Annotated in this window: 4 protein-coding genes; 3 read left to right on the top strand and 1 reads right to left on the bottom strand. The window is 36.8% G+C overall.

From position 1 onward, the window contains the following. Positions 1 to 887 precede the first annotated feature (887 nt). The 3 genes from F6K13_RS19690 to F6K13_RS19680 all read left to right on the top strand — a co-directional run bounded on the left by F6K13_RS19690 (position 888) and on the right by F6K13_RS19680 (position 3,739). The gene (locus tag F6K13_RS19690; RefSeq protein WP_338043260.1) at positions 888 to 2,363 is read left to right on the top strand and encodes a hypothetical protein; all 1,476 of its coding nucleotides are present in this window, start codon (positions 888 to 890) and stop codon (positions 2,361 to 2,363) included. Positions 2,364 to 3,281: 918 nt separating this feature from the next. After that, positions 3,282 to 3,416 carry a hypothetical protein gene (locus F6K13_RS19685; protein ID WP_275670455.1) on the top strand — a complete coding sequence of 45 codons (135 nt, stop codon included), beginning with the start codon at positions 3,282 to 3,284 and terminating at the stop codon, positions 3,414 to 3,416. An 11-nt stretch (positions 3,417 to 3,427) separates the two neighbouring features. After that, positions 3,428 to 3,739 (top strand): hypothetical protein, encoded by a 312-nt coding sequence (locus F6K13_RS19680; protein WP_124147289.1) that lies wholly within the window; start codon positions 3,428 to 3,430, stop codon positions 3,737 to 3,739. Between the two features lie 365 nt (positions 3,740 to 4,104). Here the strand turns inward: F6K13_RS19680 and F6K13_RS19675 are convergent, their stop codons facing one another. Beyond that, a complete protein-coding gene (locus tag F6K13_RS19675; RefSeq protein ID WP_287288107.1) occupies positions 4,105 to 4,461 on the bottom strand; it encodes an AAA-like domain-containing protein in 357 nt (118 codons plus the stop codon). Positions 4,462 to 4,514 lie beyond the last annotated feature (53 nt).

The raw sequence follows: 4,514 nt of genomic DNA, 5'->3' as shown, positions 1-4,514 counted from the left end.
GTCTGAGTCAGCTCAAAAAAATTGGGTAGAACCAGATTTAAAACCTTTGTAAAAAAGTTTGGTGGTGGTGCATTTTCAAGAATTTAGAATTTAGAATTACCTCTCCTTGAAAAGAAGAGGATAGACTCAAAGGAAAATTTTTATTTATTATCCCCTTAAAAGGAGAGGCTTTAAACCCAATTTTTTGGTAATTATTTTTGTTAGGATAACAGTGGGAGCATCTTGCTCCCGTACTCGCGGGCAGGATGCCCGCACTAGATATTGTTTGTTCCTATCTAGCATTACGCCATCGGGACTACCAAAACTTTTAAAGCTGAAAGCTATAACAATTAGCAATTATCGTCACGCCCTAAACTAGAGAGGTTACTGAATAATGAATAATGAATAATTAAGAGTTGATAGTTAATAATTATTCATTCAAAAATTCACGCCTTGAAGCCTCCTCTTTTAAGGGGATACAAAAAAAATATTTTAGTCAATCTTCTTCTTTTAAGAATAGGTAATTATTAATTATTAATTGCTGAAATACACAATTTATTAGGGAACTTGGAAGTACAATTATCTCTGAAATTGCACGGTTTATTTCATTATAAATATTAATATTAATACTCCGAAAAATACCAAAAATAATTGCATTTTTAAAGTAGATTTTTTATGCTAAAATTAGTTAATAACGAATAATCATAGGTTATCAAATGTTTGACAATACTTTATATTTAACATTAAAAACATGACAGATTTTTTTATCTTTTTGAGGCACTATATGGCAAGATAACCACACTACAAAAATTCAGTAGTTAATATTTGTACTTCATATATTTAGAATTTGCTGTAACTGATAACTGTTAACTGATAACTGAAATAAGGAGGTAGAAAAAATGTCTAAAATTCAAATGAATAACGATGAGCGCGACTTACGTTTAGAAATGCTCAATAGTCTGCTCACTACACCACATCGTCAATTAGAAAAAGTAGCAGAAATTCATCAATTAATTGTTGAGTTAGACCCAATTTTTTACGGTCATTTAGCAGTATGGTATCAAAATAACGGTGATGTGCGCGACCATCAAGAAGTATTCCTGGGAAACTTGTTAACAAGCAACCTCACAGAACACCGAGATGCGGGTTTCATCATGCTACAAAATTTCCCACCATACCAGGTGTCACGCATTGTAGACTTTATGAAACAGCAACGAAATAAAATGCCACGTTCCGCACGCACTGCTGTGACTCGTTATCTACGGAAGCGCGAACAAAAACCAGATTTTTTTGACCGGGCAGCTCTCCGTAACCGCAAGGCAATGAAGCACCTATATGCAACTTTGCACATTAAACCTAACTCTCGCGCTGATGCTATCTTGTTTAAGGAAAGACCTCCAGAGGATAGTTTAGCTTTCATGCTGAAGCAGTTGGCAAAAGTAGAAACTCCAGCAGAGCAAGCAGCATTAATAGTGGAACATAAAATTCCCTATACTGTGGCAGTGGGAGCTGTGAAACAATTGACACCTACTGTGTTAGTGGCACTGATCAACTCTATGTCTCCCCAGGAAATTATCAATAACCTGAAGTCTCTGACTGCTCGTGGTGCGATGGAACACCCAGAGGTAAAAGCATTAGTTGATGAGAAACTGACTGAGGCGCAAAAGAGCGATCGCGTGTCTGCTTATAAAGCTAAGGTTGCTGCTGATGCTGCTCAGGTAGATGCGGAAACTGTTGCGAAACTGGAGCAGGTGACTAACGAACAAGTGAAAAAGCGCGGTAAAATTTCTTTGCCAACTGCTTTACTTGTGGATAAGTCTGGTTCTATGCAACAGGCGATCGAAGTAGGTAAGCGTTTAGCTGCTTTGGTTTCTGGTATTACTGAAGCGGAACTATTTGTCTACGCTTTTGATACTATTCCTTATCCTGTGACTGCTCAAGGTACAGAATTGAGTGACTGGGAACGTGGTTTCCAACATATCCGCGCAGGTGGAGGTACAAGTTGTGGTTGTGCTGTAGAAGCAATGCGACGCAAAAAGCAAGTTGTCGAACAGTTTATTCTGGTGACAGATGAAGGGGAAAATACTGCACCCTATTTTGCTGATGCTTATACTGCTTATTGTCGTGAGTTGGCGGTTATGCCAAATGTGGTTATCGTGCGTGTGGGTCACTATGCTTCTAATTATGTGGAAAGTCAACTGAAGCAGAAGCAAGCACCAGTGGAAACTTTTACTTTCAAAGGTGACTACTATTCTTTGCCTAACTTGGTGCCAATGTTGTCTCATAAATCACGACTGGAGTTGTTGATGGAAATAATGGAGACTTCACTGCCAGTGCGTGATGATCAGGAAAGTCAAAAGTTAAAAGTCAAAAGTCAAAACTAAGGAAAAATACAACTTATATCATGTCCGGATAAGAGCGTGATCAAAAAAACTTTCTCCTTTTCCTCCTTTTATTTCTTGCTTCTTGCTTTTTCTTCCCTCCTGAGGACTGAGGACTGACTCCTCCGTCATTGTGCTGCTACTGCAACTGAGTTGGTAGTCCAGTTGTGCGTTGGTGCTATTAAAAGCACTAAACTGCAACGTTATAGTTATGGAGAATAATTGTTACCAGAAGATACAAGTCAAAAAAGCCTAATCTTCTTTATCAAAGATTAACAGAAGCATTAGAAAATGGTAGTAAAGTCCGCATTGAAGCTGAGGAAACTTATTATGGTCTCCCTGCTACTGTAACTAAAGATTTTGTAGAAATTATAGACCTCTCCGGAAAAGAGGGAGTAGGTCGTAGGGACCTTGCATGCAACCTCCCTACAGAGTAGGGGGAAATAATTGATAATTTCTACAGGATAATTAATTTTATTTTTGATTATTGGAGATGTCTTTTAATCAATGGTATTAAGAGGATATTTGAAAAGTACAGCGTGCATTTCCTAAGACACTACTCTAGACTCAAGAATTAAAAATTAATTATATCATTGTCTGTAGAAACTTTTGCAGATAGTTTGTGGTCAAATATTCTTGTAATATTGAGAGCCAAATCCCTAATAGTCGTTATGAGGAAATTACAATATAGAAGTACTAAACTCGGATAAAGTCTATATTGATACTGCTAGTCATAATTTGCTTTTTCAGCATCAAGTCCCGGCAGTAACAGTACGTTTTGATTTGGGAAAAGGACAGATTTTTTATGTCATTAGTCACTTTTGAGCTAAACATTACCAAAGACCCACATCTGGTCATTGACAACTATGTACGGATTTCCTGACAACTGGGATGCGGTTAAGCGACAAGGGAGTTCAAAACTTGCCTAGTCAAGTTAAAATTCAACCAGATACAATTAACTTTAGTAAGTTGCAAAATGCGGCGACTGCTAACGAGTTAATGGCGAAGTTGTACATGGGTGCTGTTAAAAGCGCTAAACTGCAACATCAGACTTAGGGAGAATAATTGTGGCCAAAAAAGAAAAGTCAAAAAAATCTAATCTTCTTTATCAAAGATTAACAGAAGCATTAGAAAATGGTAGTAAAGTCCGCATTGAAGCTGAGGAAACTTATTATGGTCTCCCCGTTACTGTAACTAAAGATTTTGTAGAAATTATGGTCTTAGTTCCACCGGATGAATTTGATGAGGAAGATGATGCTTTTAAGCAGGTGACATGGTTGGTTCGACTTTCGTCTATTTTTGCGATCGCCTATCCCACGGAATACTGGTCAACGGCAAGATTGGAAAAATTACTGGAAGTAGGTTCAAATCAAGTCTAAGTTTTTTTTAGTTATTTTTTAGTTAAAACAATTTAAAAAAGTAGTCAGTAGGACTGAGAATGCGGTAAATGAGGATTTTCGCCCCACCAACCGCATTACCACCCCTAGTGAGGTCATAGTTAACGAATTTGATATCAGGACTCCTGATACTGTAATAGCGACTGCTATAGTGGGAATTAGACAAAATAGAAGTATAAAATAGGCTCAAATCTAGACAGGGACTTGCTTTTAGTCAAAAAGGTATAATTCCTTAATTACCAAGGGTTCTAGGCATTTTGAGCGCATTGAAGTAATTCCCTGATCTAGACTGACACGAGCGCCATTTTTCAACCATAAAATGTTTAAGTCCTAATAGTTGTTTGAATTTAAAGACGATTTCTAAAATATAAATGATATAAATCATAACGTGGTGTTGCTTGGTTTTCTTGGAAATTGACTAATCCTATACTGTGTAATTTTAACCCTTGCATTGTTTCTAATTGTACTGGTTGATTAGAATTCATTACTGTTTTAGCTGCTTGTGCTAACTCTGGAGATTGTTGTAAATGCCACCAATGTCGCTGTAAATGATCTGCATAACATCCTACATCTGTTGCTGCTGTTTTTAATAGATCATCAATGCTAATATTGTGTTGATAAATTTCATATAGAGCTAATTTGATTAAGTAAGGATTTCCACCAACAATTGCCATTAATTTTTCTATTTCAGAGATATTAATCAATCACCTTTTAATGTTGGCTTACCAATTGATTTACCAGAGTTGAATGCAGCCCA

Source organism: Okeania sp. SIO2B9, assembly GCF_010672505.1.
Classification (GTDB): Bacteria; Cyanobacteriota; Cyanobacteriia; order Cyanobacteriales; family Microcoleaceae; genus Okeania; species Okeania hirsuta.
This window is presented reverse-complemented; position numbering and strand designations above follow the sequence as displayed.